Below are 24080 nucleotides of genomic sequence, written 5' to 3' on the forward strand. Positions count from 1 at the left end.
ATGATCAAACGTATCCCCCCTTATATACCGGCAGCACAACCGAGAAGCGGCTTCCTTTTCCTAGCTTAGAACTCAGTTCTATCCGTCCCCCCAAGTTTTGTACGATTCCTTGGCAGATAGACAACCCCAGACCGGCCCCTTGGCTGAATTCATCTTGCTTGAAAAAACGGCTGAACACCTTCTCTTGTTGCTCCTCCGATAGACCGATCCCGGAATCCTTGACAAAAATCGCTACCTCATCCGTCCCCCTCAGATGCTTAAATCCCAACTTTATATATCCGCTATTCGTGAATTTACAAGCGTTTGTCAAGAAATTGGTTATAACTTGAGAAAGTCTCTTTTTATCCGTATAGATAAACAAATCCCCCTCCGCCTCTTTCGAGAATTGTAGGTGGGTGGGGACTAATAACTGATGGGCGAGGTAAAGGTCGTCTACCAACTCCTTGACGGAGCAGCTCTCTTTCTCGAATTTCATTTGTCCCGATTGAAGTCTCGAAACCTCCAAAATATCATTGATGAGCACCAACAACAGATCGCAACTCTGATTGATCGTCTTGGCAAACAGCTGCTTGTCGGCCTCGTCTAAGTCCTTCTCCGAGGCCAGCAGGTTCGAGAAGCCTACGATAGAGTTCAGCGGCGTACGTATCTCATGGCTCATGTTCGCCAAGAACTTTTGCTCATATCCCCTCATGAGGATAAGCTCTTTTTCTCGTTTCTTCATGTCATTGATATTGATAAGTATACCGCTCACGTCTTTGCCTCCCTCCGCATTATCTACCGCAGGCATGGCGCTAAAGCGGAATTCCCACCATTCATAATCAGATCCGGCGAAGCGGGCACGGCATTGGAATACCTCCTTGTCCGCCTTCCATAAGGATTGCCAAAGTAATTTGAAAGCAGTGAGATCATCGGGATGTATCAGCCTCCACATCTCTTCCAACTCGATCCGTGATGACTGGTCACCGACAGGATACTCGAAAAAGAACTCCTCGTCCTTAAACTCCCAGATGTATATGCCTCCACACTGTATGGCCAAATCCAAGAAGAAATTCTTTTGAGACAGACGGGAGAAGATCATCTTGACTTGCCTCTTCTCCCGCCCATACAAGCATAAGACACCGATTAAAAATACGATAGTAGCTACCTCAAAAACAGGCCTCAGCCTATAATACTCAAATAAGGGAGTATGCTTAGGTAGCAAGTACAACCCCGTAAGCAAGGTTGCTAAAACTAAAAATATATAAAGTAGGTGTTTCATGGTTCTTTAAGTTTACGAGTACCTGCGGGACTCTGGTGGTAAATGGTTTTATTTCACTCCGCTCATTAACACTATTGTTTTTTTTCTTAAGACTATTATTGATTTTCACCAGCTATTTAATAAATATTATTATCTTTGATCTCATAATCAACCAGAGTCCCGCAGGGACAACGCCTACACCTCTTCCACGATTATTTATCTACCCGGCATCTTCCTTACTCGTATCCGTACGGCTACATTCTTGTATCTACGTATCTGCATCCGTGTATCCGTACGGATACGAAGATGCAGATACGTAGATACAAGGACGCAGATACGTAAGTGCAAGAGCGTAACCGTACGGGTACCCGCTTGTATCCGGGCAACAAAAAGCCGGTATCTGGGCGGGTACACGTGAGTACCTGCCCGGATACCGGCCCGCGGCTATCATCCTAGCCTATATCTCGTCCGGAGATTCCGAGTCGGAGCCGCCGGAGCCACCCGGTCGTCCTTCCGCCAGCTTGTCCACCCAAGCGAAAGTAGCCTTCTGAAGATCCGTCTTGAAAGCCTCGTCAGGCTGGAAGTTAAGGTTCACACTTTTGATATTCTTGGCGTTGACCTCCTCCTTGGTAGGTACCCCCAAACTGGAAAGCGTAACGCTGAAACTACCCCAGTTACCCAGTTTCACGCTCTCGCCTCCCAGCAGCCTGCGAAGCAAGATCTTACGAAGCTGGCGGATGGCCATCATCGCCTCGGAAGGGTTCAACGTAGTCTCGTCGGCGAGTTCCATCGCTACCTCGGTCTCGTCCGCTTGGGCGGTAGTTACTTGAGTTACATACCATTTCTTAGGCGCTTCCTTGTCCAAAGGGTTTATTCGTTGCACGGGTTTTACTAGTATTGCCATGATAAATAGATTTATAGGTCTCTCTTGGATGGAGGCCCTGATTATTAAATCTTCAAATATAACAATAGAGTTCCACTCTCACAAGTTAAAACCGGATTACTATTCGCACTTTCTTGAAAAAACTATTTGTAAGCAAAACCTAGTAAACTCATAATAATTTGTTACTTTTGCGGTGGTTTTAAATAGGAACAACATAATTAATAAACATACCTATGGCAAAGATTACAAAAGAGGAGGCCCTTCGGTACCATGCCGAGGGCAAACCGGGTAAGATCGAGGTTATCCCGACAAAGCCTCATAGCACGCAAACGGATTTATCCCTGGCTTATTCGCCGGGCGTAGCCGAGCCGTGTCTGGAAATCGAGAAGAATCCGCTGGACGCGTACGAATATACGGCGAAAGGTAATTTGGTAGCCGTAATCTCCAACGGTACCGCCGTACTCGGGCTGGGCGATATCGGTCCCTTGGCCGGTAAGCCGGTGATGGAAGGCAAGGGATTGCTATTCAAGATATTCGCGGGTATCGACGTATTCGATATCGAGGTGAACGAGAAAGATCCGGAGAAGTTTATCCAGACCGTGAAGGCGATCTCGCCCACGTTCGGAGGAATCAACTTGGAGGATATCAAGGCACCGGAGTGTTTCGAGATCGAGACTCGCCTGAAGAACGAGCTGGATATCCCCGTCATGCACGACGACCAGCATGGTACGGCAATCATCTCCGGCGCCGGGCTGATCAACGCCTTGGAGATCGCCGGCAAGAAGATCGAGGACGTGAAGATCGTGGTGAACGGCGCCGGAGCCGCCTCTATCTCATGTACGAGACTGTACGTGATGCTGGGAGCGCGCAAGGAGAATATCGTCATGTGCGACAGCAAGGGCGTTATCTCTACCAGTCGCCCGGACTTGAACGCCGCCAAGCGGGAGTTCGCTACCGACCGCCCGATCAAGACCTTGCAAGAGGCCGTGGTGGGAGCCGACGTATTCTTGGGCCTCTCCGTGGCGAACGTATTGACCAAGGAGATGGTACGTAGCATGAACGCCGACCCGATCGTATTCGCCTTGGCGAACCCGAACCCGGAGATCTCCTACGCCGACGCTATGGCCTCGCGGGACGATATCATCTTCGCTACCGGACGTTCCGACTATCCGAACCAGATCAACAACGTGCTGGGATTCCCTTATATCTTCCGCGGCGCCTTGGACACGCACGCCAAGGCGATCAACGAGGAGATGAAGCTGGCCGCCGTCTACGCTATCGCCGACCTTGCCAAGGAACCGGTTCCCGACGTGGTGAACGCCGCCTATAAGCTGAAACGAACCACTTTCGGACGCGACTATATCCTTCCGAAAGCGCTCGATCCCCGTTTGCTGACCCGTGTATCTTGCGCCGTGGCGAAAGCCGCTATCGACTCGGGCGTGTCTCGCAAGACGATCACCGACTGGGAGGGCTACGCCAACCATTTGCGTGAGATGATGGGGTACGATAATAAACTCTTGCGCTCGTTCACCGATATGGCGAAAGCGAACCCGAAACGGGTGGTATTCGCCGAGGCGAACCACGTGAATATGCTGAAAGCCGCCGCCGAGGCGAAAGCGGAAGGTATCTGTTTCCCGATCTTGCTGGGTAACGAGGAGCGTCTGGCCAAGATCGCCGCCGAGGAGAATATCAGTCTGGACGGTATCGAGATCGTCAACCTCCGCCACGACCGTGAGACGGAACGCCGCCACCGCTACGCCCGTATCCTTACCGACAAGAAGGCGCGCGAGGGCGTGACCTACTCGGAGGCTTGCGAGAAAATGGTAGACCGTAACGCCTTTGGTATGATGATGGTGGCTACCGGCGACGCTGACGCTTTCGTGACGGGTGTATACAGCCGCTACTCGGAGGTTACAAAGATGGCGGAACAGATCATCGGCATCCGCCCGAGCTACAAGCATTTCGGCGCCTTGAACATCTTGACTTGTAAGAAGGGTACGTTCTTTATGGCCGATACGCTGATCAACCGCCACCCGTCGGCCGAGGTATTGATCGATATCGCCCGCCTGACGCACGACGCCGTGAAGTTCTTCGCTCACGAGCCGGTTATGGCGATGTTGTCTTACTCGAACTTCGGTTCCGACAAGCAGGGCAGTCCGCTGAAAGTACACGAGGCGATCGACTTCTTGCATAAGACATACCCAGACATGGTAGTAGACGGAGAGATGCAAGTAAACTTCGCCCTCGACAAGAAGCTGCGCGACGATATGTATCCGTTCAACAAGCTGAAAGGGCAAGACGTGAATACCTTGATCTTCCCGAACCTAAGCTCCGCCAACAGCGCGTACAAGCTATTGGATACGCTGGGTATCACCGAGACGATCGGCCCGATCCAGATGGGATTGAACAAACCGATCCACTTCACCGACGTAGAAAGCTCTACCCGTGATATCGTGAACCTGACGACCGTAGCTGTCGTAGACGCTATCGTTCAGGAGCAGATCGAGAAAGAAAACAGATAAGTTTTGATGCGGATGACGCAGATAACACGGATAAGAATAAAATAAATCCGTGTCATCCGTGTCATCTGCGTCATCTGCGTCTAAAAGATAGACCACCAAGAGTTTTGATACAGGGTCATGTCAATTTAGATAGCTTTCGATATTCGCTATTACCTTTTGCGACAATCGCTCCATACATTGCTCCGAGTGGCCGGAGACTTTCGGGGTATATATGACATTATCGAATTGCGTCAAGGTATCCGCATAATTCCCGATACCTACCGCATCGCATAAGAAGAAATTCCGCTTATGTGCGCTAAGCCAACGTTGTAAATCCGGGACACGGAAAGTCGGCCCTACCGACGTATTGATCAATATCTTCAGATTACCGAACAAACGAAACTCACCCGCCCCCAGAAGAATCGTATTACGAGGCAAGCAAGTACATAAAATATCCACCTCCGGCAGCAACTCCCGCAAAGGCAGGTAAGCGATACCGGCGGCCTCGGCATCCGGCTTACGGGTACGGCTGAAATAATAAACCTCCGCCCCAAAAAAACGAAGAGCGTCAGCGATCATTCTCCCGGTGCGACCCAATCCCACAATGCCTACTTTTTGCCCGCCCAGCTCATACGCCTTATGCTTCCATTGTTTCCCGCCGAAACCATGCAACAGACGGACTAGCTCGCTAATGACATACTCCACGACTCCCTCATCGCCATAGTCGCGGATACCCAAGACCGTTATCCCCCGCTCACGTGCGGCGGCTATATCCACATTCGCGCTAGACTCGCTATAGAGGGTACAGCACATCCCGATGTATTTGATATTCGGGCAAGCCTCGATCACGTTCCTCCGGATCTGTGTATTATAAGAGACGAGTACGCAATCTGCGTCCCCGATCCGGTTCACAATCTCCTCATCCGTTTCCGGAATGCCGGTATAAAAAACAACCTCTTTTCCAAGCGCCTTCAAACGCTCCACTCCCCATGTATTCAACCCGGTAGAATCTACCACTACAATTTTCTCAAACATATCTTACTTTATTAATTACCATCTTCAATTAATTATCCCTCTCACAAAACTATAAATAAAATAGCCGCAAAGGGTAACCTTCAGCACGACACTTAATAAAAAACCTGCGAACGCCCCGAAACCAGCCTTCAACGCATCCCCGGACGCCTTACCTCCCAAAAGTTCCCCCACGAAAGCCCCCACGAAAGGACCCAGCAAGATCCCCCAAGGCGGAAACACGAACATACCGGCCACGGTTCCCACGGCACATCCCCAATTTCCCCACTTGGACCCTCCGCTATACTTAGTCCCCAGCATGGGCGTAACATAGTCCATCGCCTGTGCCAACACGACCAGCAATCCCCACACGACCAACTCCGTAACCGTAAATTCCGCATAACCCGTAAAATGCAACAGCCACAAAGCCAAATACGCTACCGGCGGCCCCGGCAAGATCGGCAAAAAACACCCCGCCAATCCCACCAACAAACAGATAACGCCTAGTATAACCAATAAGATATCCATATATTTCAGTTTTTGGGATATATAAATAGACAAAGATACAAACATTTCCCACCCTTAACTGTTTTGCTAAAAGCTAAATCTAAACATATATATTTATGCACAAACATTTACGCCTGACATGTTATGCTTTGTTGTGCTTGCTGGTACCGATCGGGGTAATGGCGCAGACAGAGCATACGTATTTAGACCGTGCCCTACCCGGATCATGGTCTGAGGAAGGGAGTGATTTCCAGCAGACACTTCCCGTAGAAGATAATTGGTGGAGGAATTTTAAGGACCCGTTACTGGACTCGCTGATAGAAGTAGCCGTGAAACAAAACTATTCCGTGCAAATGGCGATGGACAGGATCGCCATGGCGAAAGCCAACCTGCGGTCGGCACAAGGAAGCTACTCGCCCACCCTAGGGCTTTCCGCCGGATGGACACGGCAACAAAGTAGCGGCAATATCAATCAGGTACCCAAGGCGATCACCCAATATTCCAGCGCTACCGTAGATATGAACTGGGAAGTAGACGTATTCGGAAGTATCCGGAACCGGGTGAAAGCGGAGAAAGAGAATTTCGCCGCCTCGAAAGAGGAATACAACGCCGCCATGGTCTCCCTTTGCGCCCAAGTAGCCTCCTCCTATATCAATATGAGGGAACTGCAACAAGAGGTAAAGGTAGCGCAACAGAACTGCCGCTCCCAACAGACGGTCGTACAGATCACCCAGAAACGGTATGAGACCGGGCTAGTCTCTAAACTGGACGTAGCGCAGGCGCAATCCGTATACTACAGCACGAAAGCCTCCCTCCCGATGCTGGAGGCCGGTATCATCCAATATACGAACTCCTTGGCGATCTTGCTAGGCCTGTACCCTTCCGATCTACAAAAGATCATGGAGACAGACGCTTCCTTGCCGGAATATATCGAGCCGGTCGGTGTAGGGCTACCGGCAAACCTGTTGCTACGCCGTCCGGATGTACGTGCGGCAGAACGGCAGGTCAATGCGCTTGCCGCCTCGCTCGGGGCCTCTAAGTCCGATTGGTGGCCGAAAGTATTCGTGAAAGGCTCGATCGGTTTCGCCTCCCACGACTTCGACAAGCTGGCGAATCATAATAGCTTGACCTATGAGATCGCCCCTACCCTTACGTGGAACTTCTTCCAAGGCACCCAGAAGATACAGGCTACCCGGTTGGCGAAAGCCCAGTTGGACGAGTCGATCCGGCAATTCAACCAGACCGTGCTTACCTCCGTACAGGAAGTGGATAACGCCATGAGCTCGTACAAGAACTCGATCAAGCAGATCGTAGCCCTCCGGGAAGTGGTAAACCAAGGGAAACAAACCTTGGACCTTTCCCTAGACCTCTATAAGCAGGGCCTTACGCCTTTCCAAAACGTACTGGACGCGCAACGCTCCCTCCTCACCTACCAGAACCAATTGACACAGGCTCAAGGTAGCTCCCTACTGAACTTGATACAGCTTTATCAGTCATTGGGCGGAGGATGGAATCCTATGTAGGCCGTTCGATCCGATCGAACAAAAGCCCACTCAAACAATTAATATAAATAATCATTAAAGACAAAAGATATGAAGACATTTGTTTACATAGGGATTATCGGAGCCTCCGCCTTATTACTGGCGTCTTGCAAGGGGAAAAGCAAGCCGCTGGAAACGCCCGTGCCCTCCATAAGCGTATCCACGCCGATCGTGAGGGACATTACCTTGACTAAAGAATACCCCGGATACCTTAGTTCACAACTGAAAGTAGACTTGGTCGCACGTGTCAACGGATACTTGCGTACCTCTTACCTCAAGGCCGGAAGCCGGGTGAAGAAGGGCGATCTTATCTTCGTGATCGAACCGGACACCTATCAAGATAACGTCACCCAAGCCGAGGCTTCCGTAAAGACCTCCAAAGCCCAGCTGGAATATGCACGCAGTAACTACGAGCGTATGAAGGAGGCGGCTAAGAGCGGCGCCGTAAGCCAGATACAAGTGATCCAAGCGGAGGCTACCGTATCGGAGTCTGAGGCTGCCGTGAAGAATGCCGAGGCGGAGTTGAATACCGCACGGACCAACTTGAGCTATTGCTATATCCGTGCGCCTTTCGACGGTGCGGTTACCCGGGCCAGCTACGATATAGGTAATTACATCAACGGAGCCGTCCAGCCGGTTACCTTGGCCACCTTATACAAGGACGACTTGATGTTCGCCAATTTCAATATCGAGGATAACCAGTTCATGAAGATGATGCTGGAAGCCGCCCGCAACGATAGCACCGTGAAGCTTCCGACCGAGATCCTCGTCAGCATAGGCAAGGATGGCGGCAATGCGTATACGGGCCGGCTGGATTATCTATCCCCCAATATCGACCTATCGACCGGTACCCTGAACGTACGTGCCAATCTGGATAACCCGAAGCATGTATTGAAGAGCGGCTTATACGTCACCATCACCCTGCCGTATGCCGAGCAGCCGAATGCGGTCTTGGTTCGCGACGCCTCGATCGGTACCGACCAATTAGGGAAGTACCTTTATATCGTGAACGACTCCAATGTCGTACGATACCGTCCTATCGAGGTGGGCCAATTGGTAGACGATACGCTTCGCCAAGTGACCGCCGGTATCAGCCCCAAAGATTCCTATGTCACCTCCGCCCTGCTTAAGGTACGGGATGGCATGACTATCAAACCTATAAAATAAGCAAGCTATGGTAAAGTTCTTTATTAACAGACCGATATTCGCCACCGTACTTGCTCTGATCATCGTCGTAGCGGGTTTGGTCACCCTCAATATATTACCGATCGCCCAGTATCCGGAGATCACGCCGCCTACCGTACAGGTATCCGCCGTTTATCCCGGGGCGGACGCACAGACCGTAGCGCAGACCGTAGGTTTACCGATCGAGCAACAGGTAAACGGCGTGGACGGTATGCTTTACATGAGTTCAAACTCCTCCAGTTCGGGGGCTTACTCCCTGACGATCACCTTCGCCGTGGGAACGGATATCGACATGGCGACCGTCATGGTGCAAAACCGGGTGAGTATCGCCCAAAGTAGCTTGCCGGAACCCGTGATCGTACAAGGTATCACCACCCGCAAGCAATCCTCCAATATCGTGATGATGCTTACCCTAAGTTCCAAGGATTCCATTTACGACGGGTTGTATTTAAGTAATTACGCCACCTTAAATATGATAGACCAGCTAACCCGCCTGCCGGGTGTAGGCTCGGTACAGGTGATGGGAGCCGGAAACTATAGCATGCGTATCTGGCTAGACCCGGAGGCGATGCGTATCCGTAACTTGACGCCGGACATGGTCTATCAAGCCATATCCACGCAAAACGCCCAAGTATCCGCCGGTTACGTAGGCCAACCGATTCTACGGGCGGATAACCCCTATCAATATACCTTGACCGTGAAAGGACGGTTGACGACACCGGATGAGTTCGGCAATATTGTCCTTAAGACCGGGCAAGGTGGCAAGATCCTGCGATTGAAGGATATCGCCCGCATAGAGTTGGGTAGCTCCTCTTACAACGTGGTCTCTAAATTAAGCGGACAGCCGACTGCTGCGATAGCGATCTACCAGTTGCCGGGTTCCAACTCATTGGATGTATCGAAGGTGGTAAAGGCCAAGATGAAAGAATTAGGCAGTTCCTTACCCGAAGGCGTGGAATACAAAGTGACCTTGGATACGACCGAGGTGATCGACGCCTCCATCCATGAGGTGCTTATCACGTTCTTGGAGACAACCTTGCTGGTGGTCTTGGTTATCTTCTTATTCTTACAGAATTTCCGGGCGGTAGTCATCCCGTTCATTACGATTCCGGTCTCATTGATCGGTACGCTGGCGGTCATGGCGGCTTTAGGCTTCTCCATTAATACGTTGACCTTATTCGGCTTGATTCTGGCGATAGCGGTGGTGGTAGACGACGCCATCGTGGTGGTAGAGAACTCCACCCGGCTCCTCGATACCGGGAAATATACGGCCCACGAGGCGGTATCGAAGGCCATGGATGAGATCGTAGGGCCTATCGTGGGCGTGGTATTGGTATTATTGGCGGTATTTATCCCGACAACGTTTATCAGCGGTATCTCCGGGCAGCTCTATAAGCAATTCGCCTTGACAATCGCCGCCGCTACCGTATTAAGCGGATTCAACTCGCTTACGCTTACGCCCTCGCTTTGCGCCCTTTTCTTGGAGAAGAATACGGAAGAACCAAAATTCTTCCTCTTCAAAGGATTCAATAAGGTATACGGAAAGACTCAGAAGATGTACGACTCGATCGTGGAGCGGATGCTGAAACGACCGGGAGCGGCGATGATCGTTTACGGTATCATCACGGCGGTAGCGGTTATCTTGTTTATGCGCTGGCCGACAACCTTTATACCCGAAGAGGATGACGGCTATTTCCTAGTCGTATCCCAATTACCCCCGGCGGCGAGCTTGAACCGGACGGAGGCGGTCACCAAGCAGATCGACGAGATCCTAAAGACATACCCCGAGGTGAAATCATTCATCAGCGTTAGCGGATTCTCCGTGATGGGTGGAGGGGAGCAATCCAATACGGCCACCTTCTTCGTGATCCTAAAGAACTGGAACGAACGTAAAGGTAAGGAGCATACGGCAGAGGCCGTGACCAACCGTTTCAACCGGGAGGCATCGGCTATCCAAGAAGCGCAGGTATTCGGTATGGTACCGCCAGCTATCCCGGGGTTGGGCGCTTCGGGCGGCTTGCAACTGCAATTGGAGGATCGTAAGAACCTAGGTCCGACGGAGATGCAGCATGCCGTGGAGACATTGCTGGCCAGCTACCGCTCGAAACCGCAATTGCTGAACCTTTCTTGTATGTATCAGGCCAATACCCCGCAGTATCTACTGAAGATAGACCGGGATAAGGTGCAGATGCTCGGTCTTCAGTTGAATCAAGTATTCTCCACGCTCAGCTATTATATGGGAGCGGCGTACGTGAACGATTTCGTGGAGTTCGGACGTATTTACCAAGTTAAGATCGAGGCGAATGGAGAGGCGCAGAAAGTGATCGATGATGTACTCCGTTTGAGTCTGGCGAATAGTAAAGGAGAGATGGTACCCTTCTCCTCTTTTATCGAATTAGACGAGCAATTGGGATTAGACCAGATCAACTTATATAATATGTATTCATCGGCGGCTATTACTTGTATCGCCAACCCGAAATATAGCTCTGGAGAAGCGATCCTAGCGATGGAGGAGCTGATACAGGAACAATTAGGTGATAATTTTGGATATGAATGGACCTCGGTCGCTTATCAAGAGACGAAAGCAGGATCTACGACGGTGATTATTTTCGCCATGGCGTTGCTAGTCGCTTTCTTGGTTCTCTCGGCTCAATATGAGAGCTGGACAAGTCCGTTGGCGGCTATCATGGGTTTGCCGATCGCCTTGTTGGGAGCTATTATCGGCTGCTGGGTGATGGGGGTTCCGGTAAGCGTATATACCCAGATCGGTATTATCTTATTGATCGCCTTGTCCGCCAAGAATGGTATCTTGATCGTAGAGTTCGCCCGGGATTTCCGAAAGGAAGGTAATCCGATACGGGATTCCGCCTTGGAAGCCGGACACGTTCGTTTACGTCCGATCCTGATGACCTCGTTCGCCTTTGTATTGGGTGTCATGCCTTTGCTTTTCGCTACCGGAGCGGGAGCGGCCAGCCGTATATCCTTAGGTGCGGCGGTAGTATTCGGTATGGCTATCAATACGATATTCGCCACGATGTTCATCCCTAACTTCTATGAACTGATGCAGACCATCCAAGAGAAATGGCTGGATAAAGGAAAGAAGACGGATGATACGCCTAAACAATAGAAAGTTTCCAATCCTCTAATGAGGCAAAAAGAGAATAGCCATGGGTTTAGCCATGGCTATTCTTTTTTACTCCCTTCGGATACATTATTATATATTCTATGATTGGAATTAGGCGATTCCCAACAACTCTACCTCAAATATTAATGTGGAGAAAGCAGGGATCGGACCCGAGGCACGATTACCATAACCCAAACTGTAAGGGATATAGATTATCCATCTATCTCCTACCCGCATTTCTTGAAGAGCCAATTGCCAGCCTTCAATCACTTGATTCAAGCGAAAGGCTTCCGGGCAACCCCGTTTCCATGAGTTATCAAATTCCCTTCCGTTAATCAACGTTCCCTTATAATGTACGGAAACGACGTTTTCCCTATTAGGCGATACCTGGCCTGTACCCGCTTGTATTACCTTATATAATATACCGCACGGTAATGTCTGGGTTCCCTCTTCCGAAGCGATCTCGTCCAAATACAATAGATTCTTCTCTTTGTACTCCTCTTTTCTACTCATATATATTACATTATCTTACATTTAGCTCCGCAAATGTAGCAAATAGAAATAGAAATGCAATGGCATAGTAACACAATAGACATGCCAAACGTTCAAATACTATCATTATATGAATCTGATTCCCGCTTTTTTTATCATAGATCAAGAAAACATAGGAATCCGCAAAAAACATGCTATAAAACATACCACGTATGGAATAACGCCGTATATTTGTGTCGTAAAACATAATTGTAAAGCAAATATGGTAAAAAGATTGTTTAAACGTTACATCGATTTGCTAGGGTTTCAACCTTGGACAATTTGGGTTTACCGCGTGTGGTAAACCTCACGATGAAAAAGAGGATGGTTTAGGTTAAGGTTATCAGAAGTCCGGGATTAGGTTAGTAATAGGTTAAAAGGTTAAAGGTTTAGGTTTTCAATTCATTCGTTACTCGGACTTCAAAAGTTATGTGAGATTTAGAACGTGTCGAAAGGCATAGATTTATTAATTAAAAAGAAAATGAGCTATGAAAAGTTTTATTAGACATTTTTTGGATAGTTGCTTGAGATCACTCGCTGCTATCGGTCAGTCGGAGTTAACAAAATGGGGTTACAATAAATAAGTAACACCCCATTTTACCGGGAAGGTGAACATTTGATTTTTTCAAACCATACCGCGGTTGCTTGGCATCTTGCCAGACAACCACTTTTTTGTATCCATACCTTTTAAACAAGATATCTTAGTTTCATTGAGAAAGTATCCTAAGTTCATTGGCGAAGTATCTTAGGTGTATGGGGCGATGAAACTAAGATACTTTTATAACTCATGCGCCTATCCCCACTGAGTTTCTACTACCCATCTATATATTTATAGATATTAACTATTTGACAACTGTCTAACAACATCTTATTTTTGTCAGGAAGTTAAAAACAATTGTTGTTTCTAAACAGTTTTATTTAAAGATTACTTTATCTAAAATTCTTTATTGCGACATAAAAAACTAAAGTTATGGAAGACAAAAAACTAACTGCCGCCAACGGGCGCCCTGTTGCGGACAATCAGAACGTACAAACAGTGGGGCCACGTGGCCCGATGGTATTACAAGACCCTTGGTTCATTGAGAAGCTAGCGCACTTCGACCGTGAAGTGATCCCAGAAAGACGCATGCACGCCAAAGGTTCCGGCGCATTCGGTACCTTTACCGTTACACATGATATCACAAAGTATACGAAAGCGGCTATTTTCAGCGAGGTAGGCAAGAAAACTGACTGCTTTGTCCGTTTCTCCACCGTAGCCGGAGAGCGCGGAGCAGCCGACGCAGAGCGTGATATCCGTGGATTCGCCATGAAATTCTACACAGAGGAGGGCAACTGGGACTTAGTGGGTAACAACACCCCGGTATTTTTCTTGCGTGATCCCCTAAAATTCCCTGACTTGAATCATGCGATCAAACGTGACCCGAAAACGAATCTACGAAGCGAGGATAACAACTGGGATTTCTGGACTTTGCTTCCCGAGGCCCTGCATCAAGTAACGATTACGATGAGTTCTCGCGGCATTCCTTACTCTTATCGACATATGCATGGTTTCGGTAGCCATACGTACAGTTTTATCAACGATAAGAACGAACGTATCTGGGTGAAGTTCCATCTCAGAACCCTGCAAGGTATCAAGAACTTGAGTGACGAGGAAGCGGCTGCGATCATCGCCAAGGATCGTGAATCCCATCAGCGTGATTTGTTCGAGAGTATCGAGCGTGGGGACTTCCCGAAATGGAAATTCCAGATCCAATTGATGACTGAAGAGCAGGCCGAGACCTATCCGATCAACCCATTCGACCTCACGAAAGTATGGCCGCATAAGGACTTCCCGTTAATGGATGTCGGTATCCTCGAGTTGAACCGTAATCCGGAGAATTATTTCCAAGACGTGGAGCAAGCCGCATTCAACCCGATGAATACTGTCGAAGGCATCGGCTTCTCCCCAGACAAGATGTTACAAGGTCGTCTATTCTCTTATGGCGACGCCCAGCGTTACCGCCTTGGCGTGAACCTAGAGCAGATCCCGGTGAACAAGCCCCGTTGTCCGTTCCATGCCTATCACCGTGACGGAACGATGCGTGTAGACGGAAACTATGGAGCCGCAAAGGGTTACGAACCTAACAGCTTCGGCGAATGGAAAGACTCTCCCGAGAAGAAGGAACCGCCTTTGAAAGTACACGGGGATGTTTATAATTACAACGAGCGTGAGTACGATGATGATTACTACAGCCAACCGGGTGCCTTATTCCGTTTGATGCCGCCGGAAGAGCAACAGTTGTTATTCGGCAATACCGCCCGTGCGATGGGTAACGCCCAACTGTTCATCAAGCAACGCCACGTACGCAATTGCTACAAGGCAGACCCTGCTTACGGTAAGGGAGTAGCTGAAGCTCTAGGAATCAGCTTGGAAGAGGCCTTGAAAGAAGACCGATAAAGTAGTAAGGCTACGATAGAAAGCGATAAAAGAGGGATAACCCCAGTAATCCTATGGATGAACGGGTTATCTCATTCTTTTTTAGTAGGATAAGAGAGGATATGCCATGAGACCCCGATACTGATAAGCCCTAGCAAAGCTTTCACCCACCAATAGCCGACTAGCAAAAGGGAAGTAATGATCGTAGATAGCCACATGATAGCGATCGTGATAATCTTGGAACGCAAAGGAATAGCCTTATCTTCCACAAAGCCCTTAATATGCGGCCCGAAATAACGATTGCTCATCACCCGGTTATAAAGTCTCTCCGAGCTACGGACATAAAACCAACAAGTCAGTAACCAAAAAGGAGTGGTCGGGAGCAAAGGGACAAAGATACCGATCGCTCCCAATATGAGAAAAAACGTTCCTAACGTAATGTATATGATACGTCTCGTCCCGTTCATCAGCCAACCGTATATTCCGCAATTTGCTTGAAACCATTCAGGAAGTCCGTTATATTCATCCGTTTCTTTCCGGCAAGTTGCAAGGAACGCAAGCGAAGAAAACCGTCCTTCACGGCCACGTCGATATACGATTTATGATCCGTATGGATAGAGCCGACCGGGAAGTTATGCTCCGCCGGACGTTTCTCTGCCTGGTAAATCTTTAAAGCCAGACGTTTGCCATCCTCAGAGATCAATTCCGTCCAAGCGGCAGGATAAGGAGAAAGCCCACGGACGAAATCATAGATATTCTTCACCGGCTGGTTCCAGTCGATATGACAGGTATCCTTGAATATCTTCGGGGCCGGACGCAACTCGGCGGCATCCTTATAGAATTCCTCTTGGGGGATAGCGTCTGTTTTTCCATCCAACAGTAAGTCCACGGTCTCGGTAACCAACCTCGCCCCCATCGCCATCAAGGCATCGTGAACGGTTTCTACATCGTCGGTATCAGCGATCGGCAGATGTCTCTGACGGATGATCTTACCCGTATCGATCTCATGCGTAAGAAAGAAAGTAGTCACGCCGGTCTCCGTATCACCATTGATAACCGCCCAGTTGATCGGAGCGGCACCCCGGTATTGCGGAAGCAAGGAGGCATGCAGATTAAAAGTTCCCAGACGGGGCATATTCCAGACCACCTCCGGCAGCATACGAAACGCCACCACGATCTGCAAATCCGCCCGCAAGGCACGCAGTTCCTCCAAAAACGCCTCATCCTTCAACTTCTCTGGCTGTAAGACCGGAAGACCCACCGATACGGCATATTGCTTCACGGCACTCGGCTGAAGCACGCTACCATGACGGCCCATCGGCTTATCCGGCATCGTAATGACACCTACCACATTATATCCACCTTCTACCAAGGCACGCAGGCTCTCCACGGCGAAATCGGGAGTGCCCATATATACGATTCGTAAATCCTCTTTCTTCATGTACAATAAATTGGATCTGTTTTTAACAAGTTAGTCCCCGGAAAAGTTATCGACCAATACCTCCCGATAGGAATTAAATATCTTCGATTTCGACATAAAGCCGATATAATGGCCATTCTCATCGACCACCGGAAGATTCCACGCTTTCGTATCGTCAAACGTCTGCATGATCTGATCCATCGGCGTGTTGATTACGATCTTGGCCGGGGCGGAAACCATGAACTTCGATACATGGAAACGATTATACAACTCCGGACGGAACATGATATTCCGGATATTATCCAGCAAGACGATACCCAGCAACACGCCCCGCTCGTCCACAACAGGGAAGGTGTTACGCCCGCTTCGGGAAATAACCTTTACCATATCGCCCAACGTCATCTCCGGAGACACCATCTGGAAATCTTTCTCGATCACGCTATCCGCCCGTAGCAAGGTAAGCACCGCCCGATCCTTATGGTGCGTCAGCAACTCGCCTTTCTGCGCCAAACGCATGGAGTAGATACTATGAGGCTCAAACATAAGGATCGTGATATAGGAACTGATCGAGACGATCATCAAGGGGAGGAACAAATCATACCCACCCGTCAGCTCGGCGATCAAGAAAACCCCGGTCAAAGGAGCGTGCATCACCCCAGACATGATACCCGCCATACCCAGCAAAGCGAAATTCTTCTCCGAGATATACATCGTGAACGGGAAATAATTAGACGTATGCGCAAAGATAAAACCGGCGATACAGCCCAGATACAAACTAGGAGCGAAAATACCACCGCACCCCCCTCCGGCATTCGTGGCGCTGGAAGCGAATACCTTCGTAAGCAAGATCAAGGTCAAGAAGATCAAGACCCCGAAATAGGTATCGTTCAGATCGTAAAACAAACTCTTGTCCATGATATGCGAGAACTGCCCGTTCAGCAACGAGCCGATCGTATCATAGCCCTCACCATATAGCGGCGGGAACAGGAATATCAAAATACTCAGCATCACCCCCCCCAACATGAACTTCTTCCAATACGTACCCAACTTCCGGTACATCCCTTCCACCTTGTTCATCACACGGGTAAAATAAAGGGATACCAATCCGCAAAAAACACCCAGCAAGAGCACGTAAGGAATACGCTCGATCTCGAATGCCTCGGTCTGAGAGAACTTAAACATGGCCTCGGTGCCGGTAAAGATATAAGACATCGTAGCCGCCGTCACCGACGAGATCAGCAAAGGAAGCACGGAAGTCATCGTAAGGTCCAGCATCAATACCTCGATAACGAACACCAACCCGGCGATAGGCGCCTTGAAGATACCGGCGATCGCTCCGGCGGCACCACATCCCACGAGCAACATCAACGTCTTTTGCTCCATCTTGAACACCCGCCCCAGATTAGAACCGATAGCCGCCCCCGTCAATACGATAGGAGCCTCCGCCCCGACCGATCCACCAAAGCCGATCGTCACGGAACTGGCTACGATAGAGGTCCATGTATTATGCGGCTTGATACGGCTCTTTCGTTGCGAGATGGCATACAAGATCTTCGTCACACCGTGGCTGATATCATCCCGCACGATGTATTTCACGAATAATCCGGCCAACAAGATACCGATCACCGGATAAAGCAAATAGAGGTAATTTACGCCATCAGCATTGAAATTGCCCGTCAATAAATGCTGTATGAAATGGATCAGCTGTTTCAGTATTATGGCGGCGGCTGCCGTACAAAGTCCCACGATAAAACTGATAATAAGGATGAAATGCTTCTCCTTGATGCGCTTTTCCCTCCACAACAAGAATTTATAGAATAAACCTTCGTTTGCCATTTTAAATACCTTTACCTGTAAACACTGTTTTAACTGTATAAATGAGAATCGTTATGTCCAGAATCAAGGACATATTCTCATAGTATAATATATCATATTCCAAGCGCTCGATCATCTCATCCACGCTGCCGGCATATCCATATTTCACCATACCCAACGAGGTGATTCCCGGACGTACGTTATGCAGCAGATAGTAGAAGGGGGCTTTCCTCACGATCCGCTCGATGAAATATTTACGTTCCGGACGGGGGCCAACTAGCGACATATCCCCTTTCAGCACGTTCCAGAACTGCGGTAACTCGTCCAAGCGGTATTTCCGCATCACCCGTCCGAAGGGAGTGATACGGGAATCGTCCTCGGAAGAGAGCAACGGGCCTTCCTCCTCGGCGTTCGTGTACATCGTACGGAACTTATAGATCATGAAAGGCTCGCCCATGTATCCGATCCGTTCCTGACTGAAAAACACCGGGCCGGGGGAATCCCGCTTCACCCGCCAAGCGATATACAGGAACAAGGGAGATAAGAGCACCAAGAAAATCAGAGATAACGTCTTATCCATAAAGAGCTTTACATTCTGCTCGATGGGCAAGAAGTTGTTATCCGTCACGTCCACCAGCGGAACGCCCTTTATCGCCTTGATCTTTACTTGCGATAATGAACTGGATTTATCCGCCAATATCTTGATCGGCCGTTTATAGCAATATAACGAATACAGGATATCCATCAAACGGTTATTATCCACCGTCTCCAAGGCGACAACCAGCTCATCCACCTTTTTCTCCTCTACGATCACCGGCAAAGATTCTAGCCTACCGATCACACGATCTCCGGCGACCCCGCCCTTTTTCTCCGTACCATCGGAGACAAAACCGACGATATTATAACCCAAACCATACAGGTCGTCGGCAATACACGCCGCCTTCTTCCCCGCCCCAATCATCAATACATTCAACGCCCATTCCCTGCACTTTATCTTCCGTAACCCGGCCTGCGTAATCAATAACCGGGGAATATACGTCAAGACAAACTGCAATCCCCATAAAGAGAAAAACATATCATAATACACGTGATAAGAACGGGGCAAGTCATTCAGCACTAAGGCAAAAAACAAGATCACGACACCGATCGACACGCTCCCAAGGGTAGAGAACAACTCAGTAAGCCTCGACTTACCGAACGGTTTATTATAATAACCGGAAAACCAATATAATACGAACCAGAAAAACGGGATCAATAGCTGCCCCTTCAATGAGGGGATATGCAGCAAAAAGGCCCCGACGGTATCAAACCCTTCATACACCGCCACCTCCTCATAGCGTATCAGGTTAAATAATAACCAGACTACCGACGACGCTATAAAATCCGAGACAATATATTTTCCGGCTTGTACGCTTTTCTTCATCCTTATCTAATTACCTGCACAAGCCCACCGGCTCCTAACTTGATAATGCCGGACGGAGCGGCCTTGCTCATATCGTCCTGACGATAACTCACGATATAATCCACACCCTCCTTGATCACCTCCGATACCTCGCTGAAATTAGCGGGAGAAGGCTCGCCGCTTACGTTGGCGGAAGTAGAGACCAAAGGTTTACGGAAGCGCTCGCACAATTTCTTGGAGAACTCCTCGTTCGTGATACGGATACCCACGCTACCATCGGCTCCCAATAGATTTGTCGCCAAGTTCTTGGCACTTGAGTAAATGATGGTCAACGGCTTATCAGACACGCTAATCAAATCCCAAGCGATATCGGGAACATCCGACACGTACCTATCCAATTTAGCCTCGCTGTCCATCAAGACCAACATAGCCTTATTGTCTGTCCTTCGCTTTAGCTCGTACACTCTTTGTACGGCTTTTTCATTGGTAGCGTCGCAACCAATTCCCCAGATAGTGTCTGTAGGATAAAGTATTATGCCGCCTGCGGCCATTACTTCGCAAGCTTTTTTAATATCTTCCGTCATTGTATTTTATAATATTTAGGCAAATGTACGAATCATTCTCCTACTTCAAAAAAATAATAACAAAAAAACTATTTTCTTTAAGCCATACCGGATATACCATATTTAATTTCTAACTTTACGGGTTGAAATATATTGCGGAAATCTCGCCTTTGTCATACGGTAGATTAAGGATGACAAGGTATCCGTAGTATCAGGCAAGCAAAAAAGAAAAAAACAATATATAATGATTAACAAATGGAACTTTCAAACCCCATCAGAAGAAGAGTTACATAAGAGAGACCAATTGGTGGCTGAATTAGGATTCAGCCCGGTGATCTGTCTCTTGCTCGTTCAACGAGGTATCACTTCGATCGAAGAGGCGAAGAAATTCTTTAAACCCAGCTTGAACGATTTGCACGACCCGTTCCTTATGCCGGATATGGATAAGGCGGTGAGGCGCTTGAACAAAGCCTTAGGGAATAAAGAAAAGATTTTGATCTACGGCGATTACGACGTGGATGGAACGACAGCGGTATCGCTCGTCTTCAAGTATTTAAGACCTTACTCGTCTACCTTGGATTTCTATATCCCGGACCGGTACGACGAGGGGTACGGTATCTCTTACAAGGGTATCGATTATGCCGCCGAGAACGGCGTGTCGCTGGTTATCTCGCTGGATTGCGGTATCAAAGCGATCGAGAAGATCGAGTACGCCAAGGAGAAAGGCATCGACTTTATTATTTGCGACCACCATATGCCGGACGCCACTTTGCCGGACGCTGTCGCCGTATTGGATGCCAAGCGCTCGGATTCTATCTATCCGTATGAGCATTTATCGGGTTGCGGAGTGGGATTCAAGTTCATGCAGGCGTTCGCCAAGAGCAATAATTTCCCGTTCTCGGATCTGGAGAAGTTGTTGGAGCTGACAGCGGTCAGTATCGCCTCGGATATCGTCCCGATTACGGGAGAGAACCGCATCCTCGCCTATTACGGGCTGAAGCAATTGAACAGCAACCCCAGCCTCGGGCTGAAAGGGATTATCGATATCTGCGGATTGACCGGAAAGGAGATCACGATCAGTGATATCGTCTTCAAGATCGGTCCCCGTATCAACGCTTCCGGCCGTATGATGAACGGGAAGGAGGCGGTGGAACTGCTACTGTCCAAGGATAGCGCCAGTGCCCGGGAGAAGAGCGAGAGCATCAACCAATATAATGAGGAACGCCGAGAATTGGACAAGAAGATCACCGACGAGGCTAACGCTGTCATCGACGAAGTAGAGAACATGGATGACCGGAAGGCGATCGTGGTGTATAACCCGGGATGGCACAAAGGCGTGATCGGTATCGTAGCGTCCCGTTTGACCGAGAAGTATTACCGTCCGGCGGTCGTTCTTACCAAATCGTCCGAGTTGATCACCGGATCGGCACGTTCCGTAACAGGCTTCGATATTTACAAGGCGATAGAGAGTTGCCGGGATTTATTGGAGAATTTCGGGGGACATACCTACGCCGCCGGGCTTTCCCTTCGGGAGGAGAACCTAGAGGCATTCACCGAGCGTTTCTTGAAGATCGCATCCGAGGAGATCATACCGGAGCAGATGATCCCGCAGATCGATATCGACGCTATCTTGGATTTGAAAGAGATCAACCAGAAGTTCGTGAACGACCTAAAGAAGATGAGTCCGTTCGGGCCGGACAACCAAAAGCCCGTATTCTGTTCGCTTGGCGTAAAGGACTACGGCACCAGTAAGCTCGTGGGTAAGGAACTGGAGCATCTCAAGCTGGAATTGATCGACGGAAACTCAAGCACCCCCATGCACGCCATCGCTTTCGGCATGCACAGGTACAACGACCATATCAAGGGTATGAAGCCTTTCAACATCTGTTACACGGTGGAGGAGAACACCTACAACGGCAACACCTCTATCCAGCTGATGATCAAAGACATCAAACCCGACGATATATGAGGAGGACAGGTGGACGTCTACCATAAGATATTAGAGAAGTATTGGGGATACCCTGCTTTTCGCCCCTTGCAGGAGGATATTATCCATTCCGTCTGTGCCGGAAAAGATACGCTTGGGCTGATGCCTACGGGTGGTGGTAAATCCATCACCTTTCAGGTGCCGGCATTGGCGATGGAGGGGATTTGCATCGTCGTCACTCCCTTGATCGCATTGATGAAAGACCAAGTGGAGAACTTACGCCGGGTCGGCATCAAGGCTACGGCCGTTTATTCGGGCATGAGCCGGCAAGAGATCATCACGCAACTGGAGAATTGCATCTTCGGGGGGTATAAGTTCTTATATGTCTCCCCGGAGCGGCTTAGTACGGATATTTTCCGGGTCAAGATGGAGGCCATGCAGGTTTGTCTGCTGGTAATCGACGAGAGTCACTGTATCTCGCAATGGGGATATGATTTCCGTCCTTCTTATCTCAATATCGCTGAGATCCGGGACTTATTGCCGGGTGTTCCGGTATTAGCCTTGACCGCCACGGCTACCCCGGAAGTGGTGAATGACATACAAGAGCGTCTGCGGTTCAAGGAGAAGAACGTATTTCAAAAGAGCTTCGCCCGCAAAAATCTGGCTTATATTGTCCGGAAGACGGAGGATAAGTTAAATACACTCGTTTATATATTGGGAAAAGTTCCGGGTACGGCCATCGTATATGTCCGCAACCGGAAACGCACCAAGGAGATCGCCCTCATGCTGCAACAGGCGGGTATCTCCGCCGATTTCTTCCATGCCGGGTTAAACCGTGACGAGAAAGAACTGCGTCAGGCCCGTTGGAAAAACAACGAGTGCCGGGTAATCGTATCGACCAACGCTTTTGGTATGGGTATCGATAAGCCGGACGTGCGATTGGTCGTGCATATGGATATGCCGGGATCGTTGGAGGAATATTATCAAGAGGCCGGACGCGGGGGGCGTGATGAGAAGAAAGCCTTCGCCGTGGCTCTTTGTTCCTCCACGGATAGCGCCAAGCTAAAGAAACGGCTGGCGGATGAGTTTCCGGACAAGGAGTTTATCTATCGGGTCTATGAGGCGTTGGGTAATTATTACCAGATCGCCGTAGGGTACGGGCTAGATACGGTACACGATTTCTCATTGACGGATTTCTGTTCCGCTTATAAGTTCTCTTTATTGCAAGCGCATCATGCCTTGAAGATCCTTGGGCTATCGGGCTATATCGAATATACGGAGGAGGTAGACAACGCTTCCCGCCTGATGTTCACAGCTACCCGTGACGAGCTTTACAGGTATTTAAGTGAGAACAAGCGAACGGATGAGGTGATTCAGACAATCTTGCGTTCTTACACCGGGTTATTCGCAGATTATGTTTATATAGATGAGAGCGTAATCGCCACCCGTGCGAGAGTGACACCTCACGAGGTGTATGAGACCTTGGTAGGTTTATCCAGATACCGGATCGTAAACTACATCCCGCATAAGAAAACCCCGTTGATTATCTATACCCAGACCCGGGAGGAACAGCGGTACCTTTCCATACCCCGCTCGGCGTATGAGGAACGCAAGGAGCGTTTCGGGAAACGGATCGAGAAGGTGCTGGAATATATCAACGAGGAGCGGGTATGCCGTAGCCGCATGCTCCTATCCTATTTCGGCGAGGAAGATTCCGCCCCTTGTGGCTGTTGCGACGTATGCCTATCGAAGCATGAATCACAGCTTATGAATTGGGAATTCAACGCTATCCGGGAAAGTCTCATAAAGATATTGGCCGGGGAATCCCCTATCCCCGTGAAAGAACTTATTGAGAAATTACCTTTCCCTCAAGAGAAAATCCTCACGGCCATCCGCTTTCTGGCGGATCAAGATCCCCGATTCACATTAAGCGACGGCTATCTATCGCACGAGGATTCAGCAAAATAGCACGATGCCCATCGTAAGCTCCTTAGAATGCCCATTGTTAGCTTGCTAG

At 49.2% G+C, this 24080-nt stretch carries 17 protein-coding genes; 7 read left to right on the forward strand and 10 right to left on the reverse strand.

Annotated elements, in window-relative coordinates:
* Window positions 1-4: 4 nt before the first annotated feature.
* Both BDI_RS08660 and BDI_RS08665 read right to left on the reverse strand, forming a co-directional pair.
* Window positions 5-1258 (reverse strand): PAS domain-containing sensor histidine kinase, encoded by a 1254-nt coding sequence (locus BDI_RS08660; RefSeq protein ID WP_011966575.1) that lies wholly within the window; start codon window positions 1256-1258, stop codon window positions 5-7.
* 436 nt (window positions 1259-1694) lie between these two features.
* Window positions 1695-2141, reverse strand: a complete 447-nt coding sequence (locus BDI_RS08665) for a DNA-binding protein (RefSeq protein WP_005858196.1) — start codon at window positions 2139-2141, stop codon at window positions 1695-1697.
* A gap of 212 nt (window positions 2142-2353) precedes the next feature.
* Between BDI_RS08665 and BDI_RS08670 the strand changes: the two genes are divergently transcribed.
* Complete coding sequence (locus tag BDI_RS08670) at window positions 2354-4642, forward strand: NADP-dependent malic enzyme (protein WP_011966576.1); 2289 nt, start codon at window positions 2354-2356, stop codon at window positions 4640-4642.
* A 120-nt stretch (window positions 4643-4762) separates the two neighbouring features.
* Here the strand turns inward: BDI_RS08670 and BDI_RS08675 are convergent, their stop codons facing one another.
* Both BDI_RS08675 and BDI_RS08680 read right to left on the reverse strand, forming a co-directional pair.
* Window positions 4763-5656, reverse strand: coding sequence for a D-isomer specific 2-hydroxyacid dehydrogenase family protein (locus BDI_RS08675; protein ID WP_011966577.1), 894 nt, complete (start codon window positions 5654-5656; stop codon window positions 4763-4765).
* A 24-nt stretch (window positions 5657-5680) separates the two neighbouring features.
* Window positions 5681-6160: a DUF456 domain-containing protein gene (locus tag BDI_RS08680; RefSeq protein WP_005866214.1), complete on the reverse strand. Its 480-nt coding sequence runs from the start codon at window positions 6158-6160 to the stop codon at window positions 5681-5683.
* A gap of 95 nt (window positions 6161-6255) precedes the next feature.
* On the opposite strand from BDI_RS08680, the gene BDI_RS08685 reads away from it, so the two are divergent.
* The 3 genes from BDI_RS08685 to BDI_RS08695 all read left to right on the forward strand — a co-directional run bounded on the left by BDI_RS08685 (window position 6256) and on the right by BDI_RS08695 (window position 11992).
* Entirely contained in the window at window positions 6256-7662 is a 1407-nt protein-coding gene (locus BDI_RS08685; protein ID WP_011966578.1) for an efflux transporter outer membrane subunit, read from the forward strand.
* A gap of 69 nt (window positions 7663-7731) precedes the next feature.
* Window positions 7732-8847, forward strand: a complete 1116-nt coding sequence (locus tag BDI_RS08690) for an efflux RND transporter periplasmic adaptor subunit (protein WP_011966579.1) — start codon at window positions 7732-7734, stop codon at window positions 8845-8847.
* Window positions 8848-8854: 7 nt separating this feature from the next.
* The gene (locus BDI_RS08695) at window positions 8855-11992 is read left to right on the forward strand and encodes an efflux RND transporter permease subunit (RefSeq protein WP_005858208.1); all 3138 of its coding nucleotides are present in this window, start codon (window positions 8855-8857) and stop codon (window positions 11990-11992) included.
* 108 nt (window positions 11993-12100) lie between these two features.
* Here the strand turns inward: BDI_RS08695 and BDI_RS08700 are convergent, their stop codons facing one another.
* Complete coding sequence (locus BDI_RS08700; protein ID WP_008779525.1) at window positions 12101-12502, reverse strand: FKBP-type peptidyl-prolyl cis-trans isomerase; 402 nt, start codon at window positions 12500-12502, stop codon at window positions 12101-12103.
* A 988-nt stretch (window positions 12503-13490) separates the two neighbouring features.
* Here BDI_RS08700 and BDI_RS08710 point away from each other — a divergent pair.
* Window positions 13491-14957 (forward strand): catalase, encoded by a 1467-nt coding sequence (locus tag BDI_RS08710; protein ID WP_011966580.1) that lies wholly within the window; start codon window positions 13491-13493, stop codon window positions 14955-14957.
* A 71-nt stretch (window positions 14958-15028) separates the two neighbouring features.
* On the opposite strand, the gene BDI_RS08715 is transcribed toward BDI_RS08710, so the two are convergent.
* From BDI_RS08715 to BDI_RS08735, 5 genes are read right to left on the reverse strand one after another with little or no spacing between them, the layout of a single operon-like run.
* Window positions 15029-15403: a YbaN family protein gene (locus BDI_RS08715; protein ID WP_005866200.1), complete on the reverse strand. Its 375-nt coding sequence runs from the start codon at window positions 15401-15403 to the stop codon at window positions 15029-15031.
* Window positions 15403-16377: a methionyl-tRNA formyltransferase gene (fmt, locus tag BDI_RS08720; RefSeq protein ID WP_008779522.1), complete on the reverse strand. Its 975-nt coding sequence runs from the start codon at window positions 16375-16377 to the stop codon at window positions 15403-15405. The genes BDI_RS08715 and fmt overlap by 1 nt, the downstream gene beginning before the upstream one ends.
* A 30-nt stretch (window positions 16378-16407) precedes the next feature.
* Window positions 16408-18192: a chloride channel protein gene (locus BDI_RS08725; protein ID WP_008779521.1), complete on the reverse strand. Its 1785-nt coding sequence runs from the start codon at window positions 18190-18192 to the stop codon at window positions 16408-16410.
* Window position 18193: 1 nt separating this feature from the next.
* Window positions 18194-19594 carry a sugar transferase gene (locus tag BDI_RS08730; RefSeq protein WP_005858225.1) on the reverse strand — a complete coding sequence of 467 codons (1401 nt, stop codon included), beginning with the start codon at window positions 19592-19594 and terminating at the stop codon, window positions 18194-18196.
* 2 nt (window positions 19595-19596) lie between these two features.
* Entirely contained in the window at window positions 19597-20157 is a 561-nt protein-coding gene (locus BDI_RS08735; protein WP_008779520.1) for an L-threonylcarbamoyladenylate synthase, read from the reverse strand.
* Between the two features lie 223 nt (window positions 20158-20380).
* Here BDI_RS08735 and recJ point away from each other — a divergent pair, with 223 nt between their 5' ends.
* Both recJ and BDI_RS08745 read left to right on the forward strand, forming a co-directional pair.
* Complete coding sequence (gene recJ / locus BDI_RS08740; RefSeq protein ID WP_005858229.1) at window positions 20381-22105, forward strand: single-stranded-DNA-specific exonuclease RecJ; 1725 nt, start codon at window positions 20381-20383, stop codon at window positions 22103-22105.
* Window positions 22106-22114: 9 nt separating this feature from the next.
* Window positions 22115-24031 carry a RecQ family ATP-dependent DNA helicase gene (locus BDI_RS08745; RefSeq protein ID WP_009017107.1) on the forward strand — a complete coding sequence of 639 codons (1917 nt, stop codon included), beginning with the start codon at window positions 22115-22117 and terminating at the stop codon, window positions 24029-24031.
* The last annotated feature ends 49 nt before the right edge of the window (window positions 24032-24080 follow it).

This window comes from Parabacteroides distasonis ATCC 8503 (assembly GCF_000012845.1).
Classification (GTDB): Bacteria; Bacteroidota; Bacteroidia; order Bacteroidales; family Tannerellaceae; genus Parabacteroides; species Parabacteroides distasonis.

Excerpts from the sequence above, each read along its gene's own strand:
- BDI_RS08710 (WP_011966580.1), top strand. The coding sequence starts at position 13,491 with ATGGAAGACAAAAAACTAACTGCCGCCAACGGGCGCCCTGTTGCGGAC.
- BDI_RS08665 (WP_005858196.1), bottom strand. The coding sequence starts at position 2,141 with ATGGCAATACTAGTAAAACCCGTGCAACGAATAAACCCTTTGGACAAG.
- BDI_RS08670 (WP_011966576.1), top strand. The coding sequence starts at position 2,354 with ATGGCAAAGATTACAAAAGAGGAGGCCCTTCGGTACCATGCCGAGGGC.
- BDI_RS08730 (WP_005858225.1), bottom strand. The coding sequence starts at position 19,594 with ATGAAGAAAAGCGTACAAGCCGGAAAATATATTGTCTCGGATTTTATA.
- BDI_RS08735 (WP_008779520.1), bottom strand. The coding sequence starts at position 20,157 with ATGACGGAAGATATTAAAAAAGCTTGCGAAGTAATGGCCGCAGGCGGC.
- BDI_RS08675 (WP_011966577.1), bottom strand. The coding sequence starts at position 5,656 with ATGTTTGAGAAAATTGTAGTGGTAGATTCTACCGGGTTGAATACATGG.
- BDI_RS08725 (WP_008779521.1), bottom strand. The coding sequence starts at position 18,192 with ATGGCAAACGAAGGTTTATTCTATAAATTCTTGTTGTGGAGGGAAAAG.
- BDI_RS08660 (WP_011966575.1), bottom strand. The coding sequence starts at position 1,258 with ATGAAACACCTACTTTATATATTTTTAGTTTTAGCAACCTTGCTTACG.
- BDI_RS08680 (WP_005866214.1), bottom strand. The coding sequence starts at position 6,160 with ATGGATATCTTATTGGTTATACTAGGCGTTATCTGTTTGTTGGTGGGA.
- fmt (WP_008779522.1), bottom strand. The coding sequence starts at position 16,377 with ATGAAGAAAGAGGATTTACGAATCGTATATATGGGCACTCCCGATTTC.
- recJ (WP_005858229.1), top strand. The coding sequence starts at position 20,381 with ATGATTAACAAATGGAACTTTCAAACCCCATCAGAAGAAGAGTTACAT.
- BDI_RS08695 (WP_005858208.1), top strand. The coding sequence starts at position 8,855 with ATGGTAAAGTTCTTTATTAACAGACCGATATTCGCCACCGTACTTGCT.
- BDI_RS08690 (WP_011966579.1), top strand. The coding sequence starts at position 7,732 with ATGAAGACATTTGTTTACATAGGGATTATCGGAGCCTCCGCCTTATTA.
- BDI_RS08685 (WP_011966578.1), top strand. The coding sequence starts at position 6,256 with ATGCACAAACATTTACGCCTGACATGTTATGCTTTGTTGTGCTTGCTG.
- BDI_RS08715 (WP_005866200.1), bottom strand. The coding sequence starts at position 15,403 with ATGAACGGGACGAGACGTATCATATACATTACGTTAGGAACGTTTTTT.
- BDI_RS08700 (WP_008779525.1), bottom strand. The coding sequence starts at position 12,502 with ATGAGTAGAAAAGAGGAGTACAAAGAGAAGAATCTATTGTATTTGGAC.